The organism is Singulisphaera photorubra, assembly GCF_045290345.1.
Classification (GTDB): Bacteria; Planctomycetota; Planctomycetia; order Isosphaerales; family Isosphaeraceae; genus Singulisphaera.
Genome location: NZ_CP155447.1, coordinates 5,093,675 through 5,112,738, shown reverse-complemented (window position 1 = coordinate 5,112,738; position 19,064 = coordinate 5,093,675). Strand labels below are relative to the sequence as shown.

At 60.2% G+C, this 19,064-nt stretch carries 15 protein-coding genes; 7 read left to right on the top strand and 8 right to left on the bottom strand.

The genetic code is table 11. The annotated features are described in order from the left end of the window. Positions 1 to 410 precede the first annotated feature (410 nt). Positions 411 to 908: a TlpA disulfide reductase family protein gene (locus V5E97_RS19385; RefSeq protein ID WP_406700928.1), complete on the top strand. Its 498-nt coding sequence runs from the start codon at positions 411 to 413 to the stop codon at positions 906 to 908. 380 nt (positions 909 to 1,288) lie between these two features. Here the strand turns inward: V5E97_RS19385 and V5E97_RS19380 are convergent, their stop codons facing one another. Both V5E97_RS19380 and V5E97_RS19375 read right to left on the bottom strand, forming a co-directional pair. Next, complete coding sequence (locus V5E97_RS19380) at positions 1,289 to 2,458, bottom strand: sulfotransferase (RefSeq protein WP_406700927.1); 1,170 nt, start codon at positions 2,456 to 2,458, stop codon at positions 1,289 to 1,291. Between the two features lie 177 nt (positions 2,459 to 2,635). Further along, on the bottom strand, positions 2,636 to 3,046 hold the full coding sequence (locus tag V5E97_RS19375) for a tetratricopeptide repeat protein (RefSeq protein ID WP_406700926.1): 411 nt from the start codon (positions 3,044 to 3,046) through the stop codon (positions 2,636 to 2,638). Positions 3,047 to 3,512: 466 nt separating this feature from the next. On the opposite strand from V5E97_RS19375, the gene V5E97_RS19370 reads away from it, so the two are divergent. After that, positions 3,513 to 3,878 (top strand): helix-turn-helix domain-containing protein, encoded by a 366-nt coding sequence (locus V5E97_RS19370; protein WP_406700925.1) that lies wholly within the window; start codon positions 3,513 to 3,515, stop codon positions 3,876 to 3,878. A gap of 39 nt (positions 3,879 to 3,917) precedes the next feature. On the opposite strand, the gene V5E97_RS19365 is transcribed toward V5E97_RS19370, so the two are convergent. Beyond that, positions 3,918 to 4,669 (bottom strand): IS5 family transposase gene (locus V5E97_RS19365; protein WP_406700924.1). Its coding sequence is split into 2 segments (ribosomal slippage): positions 3,918 to 4,351 and positions 4,351 to 4,669, totalling 753 coding nucleotides; the frame shifts between segments, so codons are not numbered across the junction. Between the two features lie 903 nt (positions 4,670 to 5,572). Here V5E97_RS19365 and V5E97_RS19360 point away from each other — a divergent pair. Both V5E97_RS19360 and V5E97_RS19355 read left to right on the top strand, forming a co-directional pair. Then, positions 5,573 to 6,115: a class I SAM-dependent methyltransferase gene (locus V5E97_RS19360; RefSeq protein ID WP_406700923.1), complete on the top strand. Its 543-nt coding sequence runs from the start codon at positions 5,573 to 5,575 to the stop codon at positions 6,113 to 6,115. Positions 6,116 to 6,561: 446 nt separating this feature from the next. After that, positions 6,562 to 7,623, top strand: coding sequence for a hypothetical protein (locus V5E97_RS19355; protein WP_406700922.1), 1,062 nt, complete (start codon positions 6,562 to 6,564; stop codon positions 7,621 to 7,623). 670 nt (positions 7,624 to 8,293) lie between these two features. Here the strand turns inward: V5E97_RS19355 and V5E97_RS19350 are convergent. The 5 genes from V5E97_RS19350 to V5E97_RS19330 form a co-directional block, all read right to left on the bottom strand. After that, positions 8,294 to 9,319, bottom strand: a complete 1,026-nt coding sequence (locus V5E97_RS19350) for a sulfotransferase domain-containing protein (protein WP_406700921.1) — start codon at positions 9,317 to 9,319, stop codon at positions 8,294 to 8,296. A gap of 107 nt (positions 9,320 to 9,426) precedes the next feature. After that, positions 9,427 to 13,860, bottom strand: coding sequence for a caspase family protein (locus V5E97_RS19345; RefSeq protein ID WP_406700920.1), 4,434 nt, complete (start codon positions 13,858 to 13,860; stop codon positions 9,427 to 9,429). 46 nt (positions 13,861 to 13,906) lie between these two features. Then, positions 13,907 to 14,182: an SUMF1/EgtB/PvdO family nonheme iron enzyme gene (locus V5E97_RS19340; protein ID WP_406700919.1), complete on the bottom strand. Its 276-nt coding sequence runs from the start codon at positions 14,180 to 14,182 to the stop codon at positions 13,907 to 13,909. Further along, positions 14,179 to 16,281 carry a bifunctional serine/threonine-protein kinase/formylglycine-generating enzyme family protein gene (locus V5E97_RS19335; RefSeq protein ID WP_406700918.1) on the bottom strand — a complete coding sequence of 701 codons (2,103 nt, stop codon included), beginning with the start codon at positions 16,279 to 16,281 and terminating at the stop codon, positions 14,179 to 14,181. The genes V5E97_RS19340 and V5E97_RS19335 overlap by 4 nt, the downstream gene beginning before the upstream one ends. 217 nt (positions 16,282 to 16,498) lie before the next feature. Beyond that, positions 16,499 to 17,368, bottom strand: a complete 870-nt coding sequence (locus tag V5E97_RS19330) for an inositol oxygenase family protein (protein ID WP_406700917.1) — start codon at positions 17,366 to 17,368, stop codon at positions 16,499 to 16,501. Positions 17,369 to 17,734: 366 nt separating this feature from the next. On the opposite strand from V5E97_RS19330, the gene V5E97_RS19325 reads away from it, so the two are divergent. Genes V5E97_RS19325 through V5E97_RS19315 form a run of 3 tightly spaced genes read left to right on the top strand, consistent with a single transcriptional unit; the run spans position 17,735 to position 19,006 of the window. Next, positions 17,735 to 18,007, top strand: coding sequence for a WXG100 family type VII secretion target (locus tag V5E97_RS19325; RefSeq protein ID WP_074306934.1), 273 nt, complete (start codon positions 17,735 to 17,737; stop codon positions 18,005 to 18,007). An 18-nt stretch (positions 18,008 to 18,025) separates the two neighbouring features. Further along, complete coding sequence (locus V5E97_RS19320) at positions 18,026 to 18,739, top strand: hypothetical protein (protein ID WP_406700916.1); 714 nt, start codon at positions 18,026 to 18,028, stop codon at positions 18,737 to 18,739. Between the two features lie 60 nt (positions 18,740 to 18,799). Continuing rightward, positions 18,800 to 19,006 carry a hypothetical protein gene (locus tag V5E97_RS19315; RefSeq protein WP_406700915.1) on the top strand — a complete coding sequence of 69 codons (207 nt, stop codon included), beginning with the start codon at positions 18,800 to 18,802 and terminating at the stop codon, positions 19,004 to 19,006. Positions 19,007 to 19,064: the final 58 nt, after the last annotated feature.

The following is a 19,064-nucleotide window of genomic DNA, read 5'->3' as shown; positions in this document are numbered from 1 at the left end:
GTGATCCACTCGAGATCCAGGCGCATATGAGCCGACTCCGAGAGGCCTTGAATCGTCGAGTGGATCTGATCGGAAAGTTCTACCAACTGGCTCCGGATCACCCAATGGTCCGAGAACTTATGCTGAAACGTTGGTCGGCAATGATGGGCCGAATGCTGGAATCAAGAAGAGAGGAACTCCTGGCAGAAGTCAAGCGTATCGCTTCCGAGCGGACAAACCCTCTCCGCGTGGAAGCTGCTTATTTTAGAGCGGTGCTCGGTTTAGGCGACACTAGAAACAGCGGCCCGGAGGCGGCTCTACGATCGATCGAGGGCTTTATCGCTGTCGCCCCAAAAGATGATCGGGGTGCTCAGTTGCTCTCCCAATACGCGCGACTACCAATGATTTCGCCCGAAACAAGGTCGTCGATCATGGCTCGCGTGACTGCCGAATACCCCGATGCCGAGATCGCTCAAAGGACCCAGTCGTCTGAGCGAAGGAGCGAGAGAATCGGCAAGCCGATCGAGTTCACGTTCAAGGACGCCATCAATGGTCGGACCATTTCCTTGCAGAAGGATCTGAGAGGTAAGGTCGTGGTCATCGAATTCTGGTCGACGCAGTGCGGTCCGTGTGTCGCTGAGCTGCCCAAGCTGAAGGGCCTCTACAACGAGTATAAGGGCATGGGCGTTGAATTCATTGGCGTCAGCCTCGACGAGGCCAGCGAGGAGGGACGCAAGGCCGTCCGGGACTTCGTACAGAAGAATCGGATCGAGTGGCTCCAATCCCACGGAGAGGACGCGGACGAGTTTGTAAGCTCCTGGGACATTACCCTCATCCCCACGGTCTTCGTCGTCGACACGAAAGGCAACCTCCACTCTGTCGAGGGACGGGGTAGGCTCGACTCGCTCATCCCCGAACTACTGCGATAGAGACTCCACGTCCTAAAAGCGACCCATGATCCGGGATCAACGAGTGCTTGTTTTTGTTTGCGGCTGGAAAGAGCACTGCACTTTCGGAGTTTCATCCATCCGATGAACTCCGCAGTGGTGGAGCTTGCTGTCCCGACCGCGGCTGCGTCATGCTCAACCGAGCTTCGCAGCCATTCCAGGCAACCGCTGCGCCTCCTCGAGTCCCCGGTTGGGCCGGTGCTTCCTGTATACGCCCAACCAGTAGTCGAGCCTGGCCTCATGCCCCTCCACGATCCCGGGTATCAGGTCTGGGAATGGCCTGGGTGCGACTCCGCTACCTTGGTGCCGAGCGGGGTAACCCGCTGGCGGGCCCTCGGACCAGGTCGCCTTGTTTATCGGCTTCAGCCCCTTGGGAGACCGGGCGAGCCGCTCGCTCTTACCTGCTCAGGAAATATTTCCAAAAGTTGGCCGATGTGTTGTTCATACCTCTTCCAGCGAGCGACGGAATGGGTGTAAATCGGTCTCTTGACTTGGTCAACGCTCGATGTACCGATGACACGCTTCGTACGGTGGAAATCCAAGCACTTTGGGGACCACGAAAGTCCGCACGCATCGAGCAAACGGCGAGTCGATTCATAGGGGTTGCTGACCATGGCCTCGTATTCGACCTCATAGAGGGAGCCGGGCAAGGCCGCCCGCCAGTGCGCCATCATTCGCTCGTATTCGCGGTAGACCATCCCGATGGTCCCTAATGAACCAGCGAAGCGAAGCATGTAGAAATTTTGGAAGTAACAGGAGATGCAAGTATCCAGGGGATTCCGTCTGCAATGGATGATTTTGGCGGCCGGGAAGAGGATCGAGATCAACCCAAGTTCCATGTGATTGTCAAGGGTTTTGTCCACGATCATGAGCCCATCATGGGCGGGAGCAGAGATTTCCTCAAGGTAGAAGTTCGAAGCCCACGCCACCGTGGCTCGATCCAGGTGAGTCACGCACGCCGGGTATCCCATACGACGGCCGACGCGATCGGGGAGCCGACGCGACACGCGAGTGAGTGCCCGGCTTTCTCCGACGGCATGGACATGCGGGTGGCTGGCCAGGATCTGTTCGATTAGCGTCGAACCCGATCGAGGCATCCCGACAACAAACAGCAAGTTCTCACCGGCCTTGGGGGCGCTGAGGCGCGACTTCTCGATCAACAACTCCTGGGTGGAGATCCCGATCACAGCGTCAACGTCGGATCGGAGCTGCGCTAACGAGAATGTCCGGATGGACAATTCGTTCATGGAGCGGTAGTGGTAAAATGCCCGATCGTAGTCTTCGAATAACTCGAAGATCTCCCCCAGGGCAGAATGTAGCATCGCCAACTCCGACCGGGGCAATGATCCCTGGTTCGCCAGTTGGACCATATACTCCACGCGTGGATCGTCTGGCTGCTTGAACTGTCGCAGTCCGGCCAGCTTCAAGTACGCATAGGGTGCTTGTGGGAGGTGCTCTACGGCTCGATCGAGCACGCGGACCGCTTCGCGTTTCTCGTTTTGGTCGGCCAAACTGATCGCGAGCGCGATCATCGCAGCGTAATAGTCCGGAACCTTCTCAAGTGCGGAGCGGAAATGCCTAGTTCTACTGTAACGGTTTCCAGGGCGACTTGACGCAACTCTCAGCAACATCACCCTTTCGGAGATTGATGGCCGCCTGAACACCGGATCGGCCAAGGCTGGATCAACCAAGGAGTTACGGCGACTGTCTCAACGAACCGTTACAGTAGAACTAGTTGAGTCGGCGAAAGCACCCTCGTGACGGGCGATCTGGTCCGCGAGATAGTCGGCCAGCGGCGAGCGAGGGTCGGAACTTGCCAGCGCGTGCAACGCCTCCGCTGCTGAAAGGTCACCGAGATCGAGCGCAAGTTCTCCGACGATACCGTAAACGCTGATGTCTTCGGGGTGACGGCTTAGCCACTGCCTGGCGAGATTTAATGCAGGCTGGATGTGAGCAGCGTCCTTGTATAACCCCAGAAGACGATCGAAAGCAGTCCGCTCATCCGAGGAGAGCCAGAGTATAACCTGATACGCCACCTCGGCGTGGCGAAAGTCGCCACGATCGCAAAAGGTCGTGGCGTATCGGTATAGCCGTTCGACCAGTCTCGTTTTCAAACTCATCCGAGTTGCCGACCTGCGAAGAAGTCCTCCTTGCGAGGATCTCGGACCGATGCTCGCACTTTCGGGGGGGGGGATCTGATCGGTACGAATAGAACGGCAGTGGTTTTCCATCGGCAGGCTCCCGAGCCTGAAATCATCGTGGAGATCCATCAGGTAGGGCCGATTCGCTGATAATTCGAGGCGGGCTACTCCAGTGCAGCTATTGGGCCTAAGTAGGTCGTCAAAACGTTTTGCACACTTGATCTGCGATGGGCTGATGCCCGTATTCCCCTTGTTTTCGGCCACTTGACACCTTGGGTCGCACCCCGGCAACGCTGTGAACTTTGTCGGAGGGCCTTTATTTTCGATCGGGCCTCGATTTCCAGGCGTTTTTTCTCGTTTGGACGCCTTTTTGGGGATTGCCCCAGGAAATGTCCATCCTTACACTTCGGGGACTTCCACGGTGATCCTGCCGAGGAGCCGCCCCATGAACCCTCTGCATCTGACGCCTCAGCAACGTTATCGGCTTCGCCGACAACTGCGGACGACCGACGACCTCAGCACCTATCGTCGCACTCTCGGTCTGCTCGAACTCGACCGGGGCAATACGGCCACCGATGTGGCCCGCAGGCTGGGGGTCAGTCGTCGCACAGTCCACGGGTGGGTCGACACCTACCGTCCTCATCCTGTCCCCAGTTCCTTGGTCACTCATCACGGCTCCGGTCGCCCCTCGGACTGGACCGAAGACGCCCACGCGATCCTCCTGGCCTCCTTGGACCAACCACCGGATGACTTCGGCTACCAGGCCACGGGATGGACCGTGCCGTTGCTTCAATCTCACCTGACCCACTAAGCCGTGTGGACAATACCTGGGTGAAATGCGGAGCTTGGGCTAAAGCAGCAGTACCATGACTGCAGCCACATGAACGAACCCCAGGAAGTTGCGGGCCGTCTTATCGTACCGGGTCGCAACACGACGGTACTGCTTGATTCGACTGATAAGCCGCTCCGCCAGGTTGCGTTCCTTATAAAGATGCTTGTCATACTCTCGTTTGAAAATCCGGTTCTTCTTCGGTGGGATCACCGCGGCCGCACCACGGGCCTCGATCGCCGCAACAAATTTATCTCCGTCATATCCTTTATCGGCAATCACCGTGTCGAATTCCTGACCTTCGATCAGTGCATCGCCTTGGTTGATATCCGCTTCCTGGCCCCCAGTCAGGATGAACTCGACGGGGTTTCCCAACCCGTCGACGGCGATGTGCAGCTTGGTCCCGAACCCGCCCCGAGATCGCCCCAACGCCTGATCGGAGCCCCCTTTTTTACCGCCCCAGCGGCGTGCTGGTGGGCTCGGATCACGGTGCTGTCGAGGATCAGCCACTCCAAGTCGGGGTCCTTCAACTCCTCGAAGATCCGTAGCCAGACGCCCTTGGCGGACCAGCGATCGAACCGCCTCCAGACCGAATTCCAGTTCCCGAAGCGTTCGGGAAGGTCACGCCAAGGCGCCCCGGTCTTGGCGATCCAGAGGACGGCGTTGACGAAGAGACGGTTGTCAGCAGCGGTCACGCCGGGGTCGGCCGCCTGGCCGGGCAAGAAGCCTTTGATGCGTTCCCAGTGTTCATCGGTGATTTCATGGCGACGCATGGTTGAGTGCTCGTAGGGTGCGAAAACGCGAAACTGTTTACCCTTCCTACGAAGAACTCGCAGATATTGTCCACACAGCCTAGGGGTTGACCGGATTGTCCGATGCCACCCTGCGGCGGCAGTTGCACGCCTTGGGTTACGTTTGGAAACGGCCGCGTTATGTGCTGGACCCGGATCCGCGACGGGCGGCGAAGATGCGGCGGATCCGTACGTACGTCAAGGAGTTGGGACCGCGAGATGTCGTCCTGTTCGAGGACGAGACCGACCTCCTGTTGTTTCCACCGTTGCGGGCCTGTTGGGCTCGGCGCGGGGAAGACGCCGAAGTCCCCCTGTGTGGGGCGAACGCGAAGCGCGTGATCTTTGGCGTCCTCAACCCCGGGAGCGGAACACGACTGTTCTTGGAGCGGCACAAGCAACGGCAGGAAGACTTCCAAGCGTTCCTCGGACTGATCCATGAGCGGTACAGGGGATGGCAGGTGTCGCTCTTGCTGGACGGGGGACGGGAGTCATACCGCCCAGATGTCGCGGCACCTCGCGCAGATCCTGGGGATCAAACTGGTGTGGCTCCCGGTCCGATGCCCCGAACTGAACGCGCTGGATCACCTCTGGCGCCACGGGAAGGAGCAAGTGTGTGCCGATCGGCAGTACGGATCGATCGAAGAACAAGTGCATCGCTTCCTCCATTATCTGGAGGGGTTGTCAGTGGAGGAGACACTCCGGAAAGCGGGAGTATTATCAGAGGATTACTGGTTGAATTCAGTATAGTGGACAAAACGTTTTGGCGACCTACCTAGTCTGCCCAACAAGTTCGCTTCGTTTGCCGCCGCGGACACGACGATCCGTAGTGATACGGCGAGCAGGTTAAATAACCGCTATGACAGCAAGAATCCCTTGCAGAAGTTCGTGCTTTCTCGGCTATACGGGACCCTATACCAGTTGGTGACGGGATTGGCGCCTCGTCGGATCCTCGACTTCGGTTGCGGCGAAGCCCACTTCTGGGGCACCCTGGCTCGGTTCGGGCCTTTGCCCGAGGTTCTCGGTATCGATCTGCGCCCGGATGCGATCGCGGCTGCGACGATGCGATACCCCGCGGCCAGATTCCTCTGCATCGACCTTTTTGAATTGCCCAACCCAGATCCGTCCTTCGACCTTGTGATCGCATCGGAGGTGCTTGAGCACCTCCGCTCTCCCGACCGCTATCTTGCGAGACTCTGCGAGTTGTCCACCCGATGGGTGCTATTGACTGTCCCGCATGAGCCGTTTTTCCGGCTGTGCAACTTCGCACGGGGTCGAGATCTCAGACGCTTCGGCAATCATCCGGAGCATATCCAATGCTGGTCAAAGCGGTCATTTGGCCGTTTTGTTTCCGCACACCTCGAAATCGTGCGGCTCGAAACCTCGTTTCCCTTTGTGATTTTACTTGGAAGAGTTAGAGATGCGAAATAAACTCAATATATGGGATTTGATGAGCGGTTTTGGACAAGATCGCTGATCACTCGACGGTTGTTCCGGCGAGCTGGAGCCCGAGGTGCGCGGGACGCGATCGCCGGCGTTAGGCCCTGTCGGCGTGATTTACGAAAGGAATGAGCCTCGTGGAGTCTCTTGGAAGCCCATCCGAACACTCGCAACTTCGTCGGTACGTCGCGGTAGTCCTCGTCGGGGCCGCAACAGCCCAGTCGCTAGGGCTCGCCCTGAACACGCCGACGCTTTGCGGCGTCAACGATATATCCCGCTGGTGCACGGTTTGGGCCTTATTGGAGAAGGGTACGTACGTAATCGATGACTGCCCTTGGCAATCCCGGACGGTCGATAAAGTCTACCGTAACGCACCGTTTCAGCGCTCCGAGGGCGGTGGAACGCCGATCAAGCATTTTTACTCGAGCAAACCCCCGATGTTACCGACACTCATCGCTGGCTTGCTCTATCCATGGCGGGCGATCTCGGGTGTCCCACTGGATGGCCTCGGAAGTGGCGAAGTACGTAAATTTGCCCATATTTTCTATTTAAAACCGGCAGTGATTTTATTGAATGTATTTCCGTTTTGTGTTTTTCTTATATTGTATGTTCGATTTTTGAGCAAATACGCCAAAGACGACTGGGTTTGGTTGGTCGGACTTGTAGCAGGGGCATGGGGGACGCCCTTGTTGGTGTTCAATTCTGTGTTGAATAACCATACAGTCGCAGCGTACAGCGCCTTCTTCGCCTTGGACGCGTATCTTCGGATCCAAGATGGGGGTCGAAGCCGCGTCCTGTTCGCAACGGTTGGTTTTTTTGGGGCGTTCTGTGCCTGCAACGAATTGCCGGCCGTTCTGTTCGCCGTGATCCTCTTCTTGTTGATGTTCCAGAAATCACCCTCGATGACGCTACGCTGGTTCGTGCCCTGGTCCATCCTACCGTGTGCTTTCTTCCTGGCGACCTTATATCTCGCAGTAGGCGGTCTGGTCCCGGTGTACGCCGAGGCGGGCACGGAAGTCTACCACTACCCTGGCAGCTTTTGGAATACTCCGAGAGGCCTGGAGGCTTTAGATGAACCAAGAATTATCTATTTGTATAATATGCTTGTGGGCCATCACGGCGTGCTTTCTTTGACGCCTATCTTCCTCTTTTCGGCTGTCGGCGTGGTCCGCCTCTGGTCGCGGACCGGGCCACTGGCCACTCTGGCGAGGCTGACAGCGCTATTGAGTTTGGTTGTAGTGCTCTTTTACACGTTCAAGACCAGCAATTACGGAGGGGCAACACAGGGGATGCGCTGGCTTCTCTGGTTGATACCTTTTTGGTTACTTGTCTTGCCGTGGGGCCTGGAACCATTCCGGCAAGATCCCGGGTTGCGGAAGGTCGCTCTAGCGGCGTTGCTGATTTCGATATTCTCGGTCAGTTACGGGCTTTCGATGGCTTGGAGCCATCCCTGGTTCCTTGACCTGATGAAGTTATGTGGAGTCTATGAAGAGGTTTGACCGTGAGGGGCACGGTGTGGTTACTGAGCGTTGCATCGACAAGTAAACTTCCTCAGCGATCGCCGAACGCCGATAACGACCTGTGCTGCTTGAGGCGAGGTACAGAATTAGGCCTGTTTTCAGGATTTCGGGACATCGAATGCTTGGCCTGACTCAATGTCCAAACTCTGATTGGGCGGTCCGAAAAGATTACTTCTCGATGCACGCCTCAGGACCACTGGGTTGTCGCTCGCATGGCTCGGATCCGGTGCAAATGACCAAACACCCCTCGGTGCCCTCGATCAGGATCACCTATGTCAACGACGTCGGCGAGCCTCAGATGATCGGCGTCCGAGAGATCTTCTGTCGGATGGACGTGATTGCGCTCGTCCTGATCCCGTTCGAGAATGCCGAGGGTGAGAAGGTGAAGGAGCTGCCTCTTGCAGTCACCCTGCTCGAGGAGCGGGACACCGATGTCGACGACGCAGGTCGACTCTATGAACTCGCCTTGACCGAGCTCGGTCACGTGCCGATAGCGGAGAGGGATCGGCTCCAACAAGGCGATTCCGGTCGCTCGAGCACCATCCGGCAATGGCTGAGGCCTTGTATCAAAGGAGCTCGTGGCGCTATGCCGCCTCGGTTGCAAGCAACCGAGGCTACCCAGTCAACCCGAGTCAAACATACCAACCGCTCAGGAAGCTTCGTTCACGACCGTTTCGGAACGGCCTATGCGACTGGGTTTGGTGGGCTGACCGTGCTTGATTCCGGACGCTTCGTTGGCAGCCTCCCGGGCTGAGTCGATCCGGACGTTGGCCGGGACGGCGGCGGTGGTTCGGGTCGACATGCCGAGGATCCGCTTGACGGCCCTGGCACTCGTGGGATGGCGAAGTGAGGCACACCGCAGGGCACACGCAAGCCAGGCACGCGCCAGCTCGAGCTCGCGTTGGAGAACTTCAGAAGGAGTCTGGCGCGGGGCGTCGGGGGCGAGCGTGTCCGCCTCGTAGCCGTGGGCGACCAGCCACTTGTCGCAGAGCCGGGAGAGGATGGCGCGCTGGCCGGGGGTTGCGTGGGTCCGCCAGTTGCCGGGGCGCCCCTCGCGGAGGTGGTTCCAGTGCAGCAGGGTCTTCTGGTCGTAATACTGCAAGTTCGACGGGTCGCTCAGGTCGACCCCTTGAGCTTGCAGTTGTTCGACCAGTTCGAGCGTCCGGCGGCGGTTGGTCTGGAACGAGTACTCACCCGCCACTTCAACCGCTTCTTCGCGGCTGATCGGCAAGCCGAGGTGGGCGCCCAGCTCGAGGACACCGGTCACCGGGTCTTCCACCAGGTTCTCATAACCTTGAACGATGACGCCGGGCTGCCGGGACCAAAATCGGTCGTTGGCGAAGATCTGGTGGATCATCCCCTGGCGAACCAGGAGCTCGAAGCTCACGCCCCGCTTGTGCATCAGCGAGAAGACGACGTCGCGGACGTCGCGATAGGCGTAAACCGCAATGGCTTGCCGTTCGGCAATGGCCCGGGAAAAGCTTCGATCCCCTTCGTGCGACTTCAGGACGCTCCAGCCAGCGTCCTGCTCGTCGGATCGATACTTGGCGGCAAACTCCTCGCCGGTCAAGTAGCCGAGGCGCTCACCCCCCCGGTGCTTATCGAGGAGGTGCGTGATCACCTCGTATTGCCACGTCGAGCAGGCGCGGTACATGCCGGCACACAGGACGTACATTTTTGCAATCCTTCATGCTAGCCGAGGCCGTAAAACGGCCTCGGCCCGATTGGGGGGCGCAGCGACAATAGTTTTCGTATCGGCTGCGCGGAAGGTTGCAATCAAATCTATTTCTCACTTTTTGAGGAAGATTCCTCAATTTCTGGCTTTGCAGGGGGCGGCAGCTCGACCAATGGGAAAGAGACAACTGATCCCTGGAGCTGCGCGTCCTGCGCTAGATTGGCGGTTGGGCGAAACGGGGTAGACTGGGCGTTCGCGCCGGCTCGCATGACGAGTTGTGGAAAGCTCGCGGCGAGCTTGGGCACGGTTACGCTGGCATACCACCGAAGCTCATCGGTTGTGATCAAGCCATCGCGGTTCTGGTCCGCGGACGGGAGTTCGTTGAACAGGGTCAGGCCGGGCACCGTTTCGAGGTTGGGATCGCCCATGCCCTTGAGAAGGGCGTAAGTCATCAACCCGTGGGCCAGTGCCGCCACTTCACCGGCCGGCTCCCCGCGTCGTGCGGCGAGCAAGTAAGCCGTCTTGGCGCGGTGGGCGTCGGTATCGACCAGTTCCTGAATCATGCGGACTCCCGGGTCGTCCCGGATCGCCTCGGCCTGGCAAGCATCAATCATCACGACGCGCTGTAAGGCACCAAGGCGTGACAGGTTTCGATAGACGGCAACATACGGTAGGACGCTCTGGGAGGCGAGATCAAGTGCGGCCATTCCCCGCTTCGGTCGCCCCGTCTTGGGGTCAGATTCGGAAAATGGGAAAGAGGGGAGGAGTAGGTGGAATTGGCCATTGAGCGTGTCGGCATGGCCAGCGAGGAAGATGGCGACCGTGTCTTCAGGGCGAGTTTTCACACGTTCACGAATCTTCGTGAACGCTTCATTCACTTTCGCTTCGGTCACATCGGCGTTCGTCAGAACAATCTGAAGTCCTGGCGTGCCTGAGGCGCGGTTGCCGCTCTTCTCGAGGTAGTTCGACAGTTCCACGGCATCGCGATCGGCAAACTGAAGGGCGTGTGCTTTGTCATCGTAGTGGCTGACGCCCACGGCCAGGATGTGGATTTGCCCGGGGGTGTCAGGACCATCGAAGCGAATCTCAATCGTTTCCGAGCGCCCCTCGACCTCGGTCGATTCGGGCCGGCCGGCCATGACGTGGAATCGGTTCAGGCCGTGGCGGAGCTTGATGGGAGCGGTGACAACTTGCCGTTTGGCGTCGGGGCTGAGGTCGGCTCCGGAGAGAACGGGAACGCCGTTCTGGTAGAGTCGCAAGTTCGTGAGGTTGGCCTCGGCCACCGAGATCTTCAATTGGGTCAGGCGTTGGGCGGCCACCGGTTCCGGGGGGGCATCGATCGTCAGTCGCGGGGGCTCCCGGCGCGGCGGGGCGGGAGCCTTGGGATGGGTCCCTTGTCGGAGTTGATCGGTCAGCTTGAACACGTGGAAGCGGTCGTAGACTTGTTCGAGGGTGAGGATGACCTTGTCATCGAACCAGGTGACCTGGCTTTCACCACCAATTGAGCAATCGAACAGGCCGTCGGGGGTGTAGGCCACCCAGTCGCTTGAGCCTTGCTGGGCCGAGAGGGTTCCGAGCAACGATCGTTCGTCGGGCCGCCACAGGCGAATCGTGGTGTCGTCGCTTCCGCTGGCGATGAGCCGGCTGTTGGGCCAGGCCACGAGCGCGTTCACTTGCTCGGAGTGCTGAGGCACCGGTTCCAGTCGCAGCCGCCGCCGGGGCTGGCTCGTTTCCCAGATCCAGACGGACTTGTCGGCCCCGGCCGCGGCGATCCAGCGTCCGTCGGGTGTGAAGGTGACAGCGAGGATAGCATGGCCAAGACTTCCCAGGTCAATGGGCCGGGCATCGCCGTCCCAGAGCAAGAGCTGGCCGTCGATTCCGCCCCCCACCACTTTGCGAGGCGCGATGGGCGAGAGGTGGGCCGCGGTAATCGGCACCGGATCGCCCGATTTGGGGTCGATCATGGAATAGGTCGCTACCGGGACCTGCGCTGGGTCAATGTTCTCCCGGTCCCAGACTTTGACCGATCCGTCCTCGCTTGCGGTGAGCCAATGTCTCGAGTCTCCGGAGAAGCCGACTGAGGTGATCGGGTGGGGATCGAGGTGGCCGCGGACGGTCTGAACCAGTTTTCCGCTCGACGCTTCCCAGAGGCAGGCGACCGCTCCTTCCAGGCTCCCGGCCGCGATCCAGTGACCGTCGGGAGAAAGGGCGAGCTTCCCGAAACGCTGACGGATCGCCTCGGGGCGCTCGTAGATCGTCGGCAGCGTCCGGTTCTCTTCACGATTGATGGCGACGATCTCCCCATCCTTCTCCGCGGTCAGGTAGACGCGGCTGCCATCGGGAGAGAGTACGCCCGCGATCCAGTCTCCTTCGAGCGCGCTGAGGCTCCGCCCGTTCTCGAGATCCCAGACCTGTGCTTGTCTGTCCTGGCTGACTTGCAGGAGGTAGCGACCCTCCCCGGAGACGCTCAAGCTCGCGACCTGGCCGCGGCGGGATGGGACGGGCGGGCGCTGGTGGCCGTCGGGGAGGTCCCAGGTGCGAAGTCCGCCATCTTTGTCGCCCGAGACCAGCTTCCGTCCGTCCGGAGAAAAGGCGAAGGTCGTGGTCTGTCCCTTTGTCCCGACGTTTTCGAGCGGGAGCGGCTCGGCTGTCTTGGGTCCTGTGAGTTGCCAGAGCTGCAAGGCGCCACTGGCCGTGCAGGCAGCCAGCCATTGCCCGTCCTTTGAGAAAGCGACCAGGTTTGCGTTGTCAGGGAGGGCCAGGACTAGCTCGGCGGGGGGCGTCGTACCGATCGCCAGAACTCGCAGCTCCTTGCCCGAGGCGACCGCGATCTCGGAGGAGGGCGAAATCGCCAGGGCATCAATAGCGGCCGCGCTTTTTTGCTTCAAGACTTCCTTGGATCCCTTGGCATCCCAGACCAAGAAGTGACCCTGGTCGTCACCTGCCACGACCAGGCCGCCGTTGGTCGCGAGCCGCCGCCCTGTGACGACACCACCGGGGCCATCGATGATGGATAGTGGCTTTCCCGCCGGTCCGAGGAGTGTGAGCTTGCCGTCGTCTTCGGCGAGTGCCAGCGCCACTGGCCCCACGCCGCTGGCGGTTGCGATTCCGGTGGCGTGATTGGAGAGGAGACGGTTCTCTACGACCGGATTGTCGGCTTTCCGGAGCCAGCTCTTGCCGTCCATGTCGAGCGAGGCGATGAGATCGCTTTCGAGTAGGAAGGCGACTTGATCCACGCCCCGCTCGTGCGGCGGCGCCGGGGCAACTTCGTTTTGTTTGATGAGGTCATAAACCCGCAGCCATCCCGAGCCGTCGCCGCTGGCCAGGCGATCGCCGCGGGCATTCAAGCCCAGGCTGGTGACACCGACCATGTGATACGAAAGCGAGCGCAGCAGTTTCCGATCCGAGACCGCCCAGATCTTGACGGTCGAATCCTGGGCACCCGAGATCATTCGACTGCCGTCGGCGCTGAAGGCGAGGGCGGAAACCGCACCGGCGTGCCCGCGTTGGAGCAGCAGTTCACGTTTGAGGAGGCTGGCCTGACGAATGGTCGAGGCCCAGAGGTCGAGCCCTGGATCAATGCCTCCCAGTGTTCGGAAACCCTGTTGGGCCAGAGTCTGGTCCTGCTGAAGTCGATCGAGGGCGGCGAGAAGGTTATTCGGACGTTCCGGGGTGCCGAGCGAATCGATGAGCGCGGCCGTGAAGGGGCTCAAGGCTCCGACCCGCGCCGATTCGATCGCCGGTTTGCCATCGGCGGCCAGCCAGGCCGTCACCCCCGGCCATCGAACGAGTTTTTGAAGCAGAGGAGTGGCCGAGGGAATGAATTCGGACTTCGGCTCGATCCGCTCGCCCCGGCCGTGCAAGGACGTATCGAGCCAGCAGACCACCGGGTTTTGACCCGAGGCCGCCAGGCCGTCGATGGCCTCGTCCAGGGCCCAGCCCGACTTGTCCCACTGGAGTCGCCGGGCGTCGATCGGAAGCAAGTATTCCCGTCCGGGGCTTCCCGGCGGTGCATCGGCGCTGGGGGGGAGTCCGAGTGCGTGGCCTGCGAAGTAGACCACCACCGTGTCCTCGGGCCGGACCCGCTGCGGGAGCCAAGTCTTGAACGCCCAGTCGAGGTTGGCGAGAGTCGGCAGCACACCTTCCGAAGAAATCCCCTTCGTGGGCTCGGCCGTGCCTCGTTCATCCATCACAAGAACGTGATCGGAACTCCAGTTCGCGGTATCACCAAACCATTTGGCCACGGCACGGGCGGCTCGCGCAGCTCCATGGCACGACGGGATCGTGTTGTCCTGATACTGGTCGATCCCGATGGCGACGACCCAGGCCTGCGGAGCCCTGAGTTCGCCTTTTTGCTCGGGCTGCGGCTTGGGTTTCTGGGGGAGCAGACTCCGCGCTGGGGCCTTCTCGGCCGTCTCAATCGGGACCGGGGTAGGTTTTTTGATGGCGTGGCGACCCGCGACGATCGCGATCCCGGCCACACTGAGAGCCGCGATGGAGATCACCAGGGCGCGGGCGGGAGAACGAGGCGTAGATTTCATGTTGGGTCGCTTCGACTGGGGGAGGAATGAATCGCGGCCGGCGGCTTCAAGGCTTCGGCCACTCGATGACGACACGGAATCCCAGGTCTTCGGCGGTCTGGTCTTCAGTGAGTTCGATCGTCGTCTGGTCGTCCTTTTCGGGCTTTCTCGGCCGAGTCGTGCGAATCCGGTCGCTCCAGACCGCGAAAGAACCGCCGCGAATCACATACTCTGGCAACTCTTGTTTTGGGACAACCATGACGAGCGGATTCTTGAGCGGTTCGGTCGATGAGACGTAGGGAGCCCAAAGATCCTGGCACCATTCACGGACGTTGCCGGTCATATCAAGGAGGCCTTGTTCGGTTCGATCCTTATGATAAAACCCACCAGAGTCGTGGGAATGAGGCCAAGTTGGCCGATGCTATCCACATTCGCCATGCTCAGGCTGGGCTTGGGCTCGCTTCCCCAGACGTAGGGGTTGGACTTGCCGCGAGAGCGGGCGGCGTATTCCCACTCGGCTTCCGTGGGCAGGCGGCCGCGGACCCACTTGGCATATTTCTCGGCGAGATCGTGCGTGATCCCGGTCGCGGGATAGAGCTTGTAGTCGGGGCCATTTTTTTCGATCCGCTTGCAGGCCGTCTTCCAACGTTTCGGTCGATTGGCCACATCGACATGGTTCGCGGTGAAATACGCTTCCAACTCGCCGTTTGTGACCTCGGTCTCTTGCATGAAGAAGTTTGAGAGGACGACGGGATGGGCCGGCTGGTCGTCGTCATCTTTGCCTGCCGAGCCGTCAAAGCCGTCATTGCCCATTTTGAACTTGCCACCCTCAATGAGGATGAATTTCGTGTTGTCGCTCTGGCGAACGAGAAGGTTCGGATGGCCGTTGACGATCGCCGCACCCGCGGCGGCCACGTAACCTTTGGGGAGGCCGGGAGGCGGCGGGACGGGGACGACTCGATTGGAGAGGAAGGCGAAGACCCCGAAGCCCAAGAGGGCCATGGTCGTGACGATCAGGATCATGGTGATGAGGCGGCTTCGCGGCGCTCGACCCGAGGCGGGAGTCTCGGTGACCGTTCCGGGATGCCCCCAGTCAGTCGAGTCCAGTCCCGATGAGGGCTTCGACGACTTGGGGATCCCGTAGCCCTGAGTCGGCGGCGAGGGAAGGTTCGGATATTGGTAGGGAACGCGATCGGCGTCTTCGGTCAGCGCCTGGGTGCGAACGTCCCCTGATGGATCGATCGGCCCCCGCTTCGGAGTGGCCGCTGTTCGTTTCGTCGGTTGTGCGTGGGTCGGGTTGCGCTCCGTTTGGAGAGGGGAGTGGGGGCCGTCATCAAGGTATCCCGCCGGGAGCGCGGCGCGGAACTGCTCGAAAAGTTCGAGTGCGGTCTGAGGGCGTTCGTCCGGGTTTTTGGCGAGGCAGCGGGCAACAACGGCCTCGACTTCGGCCGGAACGTGGCAGTCGGGGTTGCGTTCCAGGAACGACGGCGGAAGCGTATAGAGATGATCGTAAATTAAACGGGTGATGGGGCCGGTGAAGGGCCGGTGACCAGTCATCATTTCATAGAGGATGATCCCGACCGAGTAGATATCGCTCCGGCCATCAATCACGCCGCCGCTGGCCTGTTCGGGGCTGGTGTACGGGGCTGATCCGAGGAAGCTGCCGGTGTGGGTGTGGACATCCGCGGTATCCGAGTCGGCCTCGAGGATCTTGGCGATCCCGAAGTCGAGCACCTTCAGTTGCTCGCGGCCGACCGGTCGCCCCTCCAGGAGCATGAGGTTGGCCGGCTTCAGGTCGCGATGCACGATCTTTTGATGATGGGCTTCCTCGAGGACGTCGCAAAGCTGTTCGAGGATCCGCGCGATCCAATCGAGTGGCATGGGCATCCCAGGGGTCATCGCCTTGTTCAGGCTCTGACCGCGGATGTACTCCATCTCGATGAAAGCAGCGTCACGCGCCATGCGGGCGTCGTGGACCACGACGGCGTGGGGGTGCGAGAGCCGCGCCATGACGCGGGCTTCCCGTTTGAAACGCGCCTGGGCTTGGGGATCGAAGGCGATTCCCGAGACGATCAACTTCAGGGCTCGGAGTGTATCGAGCTCCAGATGCTTGACCAGCCAGACGGTGCCCATTCCCCCTTCGCCGAGAAGCTTTTCCGCGAGGTAACGGCCGAACAGAACCTGGCCGGGCTGAAGCGTCCCTTGAACCCCGATCGATTCGTCCGAAGCCTCCGCGCCCGAGGACTGGAACGGCTGTGACTCGCTTCCGGAGACAGAACCGAACGCCGGTAACGTCGCTTCCAGCGGCATGAATGGAGCGCGAGGGGGCGACGTCGGCTCGGGCCCAGGGTCATCCGCCCAGGTGTTGAACGGACCGGCTTTGGTCTTTTCTTGCGACTCGTCATCGGGCGTCTCGTCAGGATGGCTCGGTCCTTGCGTCATGAAGGTCGCCTCACTCGATGAGTCTCCAGGCCCTTGGGAACGAATTTCAAGGCCATGCGCCTTGGCTCAACGTTTCTCATTCACGACTCGATTTTAGCCTGTCGCGACGAGGGGCGGCCCGAATCGAAGTGGTTCGACTCGGGCTTGATCGTGGGTACAGGGCAATCCGTGTCATCCCGCCTCGGCCTTGATTCCAAGGGCTGGGATCGCAGTCCGCTTACCAGGAGAGCCGCGGCGGGAAGTATTCCGCGATCAGTTCTTGGTAATAAGGAGTCAAGGCGGCGACATCGGGCCGATCGTGCGCTTTGGAATAGAGGTCGTACGGGTTGAAGGCACGAACCCACTCGAGCTTTTTTCGGTCGTGCTCGTTCATCAGATGGGTGTACTGATTGTCACGGTGCCAGGCATAAAACGAGTGATATCGGATCATCGCCAGTCCCTCCTCCGGGAGGTAATCCTTGACGACCTGGTAGAGGTATTCGTCATGGCCCCAGGACAGGTGGATCTGGTCTAGCCCGCATCCCTCCTCATAGATCCCCTGGGGAGTCTGGTACTCGAGCACGGACGAGTCCGGATTTTCCGAGAAGAACTCGGGAAAGACGATCTGGTCGGAATAACGGCAGCCGACCGGGAAAGTATCGCCGACGACCGCCCACTGAGGCTCACCGTACAGGCAGAGCACTTTGCCGAGGTCGTGGATCAGACCCGTCAGCACAAACCAGCGCGGATGGCCCGCGGCCCGGATCGCCTCGGACGTTTGCATCAGGTGTTCGATCTGCGTGAAATCCGTGTCGGGATCGCTATCATCGACGAGCGTGTTGAGGAACTCCATTGCTTCCCAGATCCCCATCGATCGGCGGGATTTGGCCAGGAATTCCTTTTTTTTCTCAAGGACGAAGGCCAGCGTCTGGTGACGATGATTGAGACGATAAAACTCGCAAACTCCGGCGCGGACGTTCTCGCGGTAATTGCGAAACGTCGATTTCTGTCTCCGGTCGCTCCCTTCGCCCTCCTGATGCACGGACTCCCAATCGTCGAGATCTTGCAAGGGACGACTCGTGGCCTGTGAAGCGGACGTCTCCGCCATGATCAGTTCCCCTTGCGAGTGTCTCGGTCGAGAATGGGTGGAAGCGATGACTCCACTTGATTCTACACTGAAGTCCGGACGGGGTAACGATCAACTCTTTTCCAGGAGGAACCTCGCTCGTTCCGGGCATTCGGCTGTAAGGCGAAACCGCTTTCGTTCGTAACTCATTAAGCAAGGCGAACGCTGGCCCGTCTGGCTCGGCTGAGGGCTGCTCGGGAGGGTTGGATGCGGTCAAGGATGTGAGAGGTTTACAGCATGGGTTGACCGGGCTACGATAATTTGAATAACCAATTCTTTCACAGTCGCGGCGCGGGGCTGTCCCAAGAGCCGCCCTCCCGGCTTCGTCCTGCTACGAAAGGGAATTTCATGGGTCAGGCGATCGTCAATCCGGACGAGCTCCGGCGCTTCGCGACGCAGTTGCGGCAGTTCAACAACGACCTGCTTGCCCAGATGACTGTGCTTCATGGTCAACTCGCCGGCCTCGGACAGTCGTGGCGAGATCGTGAGCATGACAAGTTCGTCGAGGAATTCGAACAGACGCTTCAAGTGGTCGCCCGATTCGTCGATTCGACAAACCAGCACGTACCGTTCCTGATGCGCAAGGCCGACCGCGTGGAAGAGTACTTGCAGCAGCGCTAACGACGACGAGGGGCGATCATGAGCCAGGCCAACGTCCGCTCCACGGACGCAATCAAGCAATTCAAGCTCGCGCTGCTCACGTATGCGGAGGACGCCCGCGTCGCGCTCGGTGCGATGGAGATGGAGATCCGGCAGGTTCGCAACTGGCTCGAACGCGACCAGTACACTTACTGGACCTCGCAAGTGAAGCGAGCCAAAGAGAAAATTGCCGAGGCAAGGACCGAGCTGAATCGCCGCCGGCTCTCGCAGTCGAACAGCGATGCCGTCTCTGACAGCGATCAAAAGGAAGCGCTCCGGGTCGCCAAGCAGAGGCTCGAAGAGGCTGAGGACAAGGTCCAACGGATCAAGAGATGGGGACCCGTCCTCGAACACGCCCTCTCCGAGTATCATAGCCAGTCGCAGCCGTTGAGCGATAAACTCTCCGGGGGGTTGGTGGGTTCGCTGGCCTTGCTCGAACGCATGATCGTGGCCCTTGAAGAGTACATGGCCCTCGAAGCCCCGTCGGCGCCTTTGCTTCCGCCGAGCCTTTCAGGAGACACGTCGGCTCCCTCCACCAGTCAGCCCGAAGCCGTGCCGGGTTCGGCCCTGGCTGGGGAAGTTCCTTCCGCCGTCGCGTCTGAAAGCGAGCAAGCTGGGCCGGAACTGCCCGCGAAAGGTACAGGATCTGCGGAAGTGATCGCGCTGCCGAACGAGGAATCGACTGGAGAAGAGATCACTCGTCCGACCTCCTGAATGAGTCCCGGTCCGATCGCCACGGAATGGGCGGGACGGCCGACGTAAGGGAATGGAATTATGAGCGCAGGTTCCGCCAGGCTAACCTTCACGCAGAAGGCTCTCCGCGAGCGCTGGGACGATGTGAAGCAACAGTGGAGCGACCAGGTCTCGCGAGATTTCGAGAAAAACCATCTCCTCCCGCTGGACCATCAAACGTCGGCGGCGATTCGTGCGATGGATAAGATTGCCGAGGTTCTTCACAAGATCCGCCAGGATTGCTCGTGACTCGTCCGGAAGTTCGTGACTCACGCAACCCATCTCTGACCGGCCCAGTTCCGGGCGC

Excerpts from the sequence above, each read along its gene's own strand:
- V5E97_RS19385 (WP_406700928.1), top strand. The coding sequence starts at position 411 with ATGGCTCGCGTGACTGCCGAATACCCCGATGCCGAGATCGCTCAAAGG.
- V5E97_RS19380 (WP_406700927.1), bottom strand. The coding sequence starts at position 2,458 with ATGATCGCGCTCGCGATCAGTTTGGCCGACCAAAACGAGAAACGCGAA.
- V5E97_RS19375 (WP_406700926.1), bottom strand. The coding sequence starts at position 3,046 with ATGAGTTTGAAAACGAGACTGGTCGAACGGCTATACCGATACGCCACG.
- V5E97_RS19370 (WP_406700925.1), top strand. The coding sequence starts at position 3,513 with ATGAACCCTCTGCATCTGACGCCTCAGCAACGTTATCGGCTTCGCCGA.
- V5E97_RS19355 (WP_406700922.1), top strand. The coding sequence starts at position 6,562 with ATGTTACCGACACTCATCGCTGGCTTGCTCTATCCATGGCGGGCGATC.
- V5E97_RS19350 (WP_406700921.1), bottom strand. The coding sequence starts at position 9,319 with ATGTACGTCCTGTGTGCCGGCATGTACCGCGCCTGCTCGACGTGGCAA.
- V5E97_RS19345 (WP_406700920.1), bottom strand. The coding sequence starts at position 13,860 with ATGAAATCTACGCCTCGTTCTCCCGCCCGCGCCCTGGTGATCTCCATC.
- V5E97_RS19340 (WP_406700919.1), bottom strand. The coding sequence starts at position 14,182 with ATGACCGGCAACGTCCGTGAATGGTGCCAGGATCTTTGGGCTCCCTAC.
- V5E97_RS19335 (WP_406700918.1), bottom strand. The coding sequence starts at position 16,281 with ATGACGCAAGGACCGAGCCATCCTGACGAGACGCCCGATGACGAGTCG.
- V5E97_RS19330 (WP_406700917.1), bottom strand. The coding sequence starts at position 17,368 with ATGGCGGAGACGTCCGCTTCACAGGCCACGAGTCGTCCCTTGCAAGAT.
- V5E97_RS19325 (WP_074306934.1), top strand. The coding sequence starts at position 17,735 with ATGGGTCAGGCGATCGTCAATCCGGACGAGCTCCGGCGCTTCGCGACG.
- V5E97_RS19320 (WP_406700916.1), top strand. The coding sequence starts at position 18,026 with ATGAGCCAGGCCAACGTCCGCTCCACGGACGCAATCAAGCAATTCAAG.
- V5E97_RS19315 (WP_406700915.1), top strand. The coding sequence starts at position 18,800 with ATGAGCGCAGGTTCCGCCAGGCTAACCTTCACGCAGAAGGCTCTCCGC.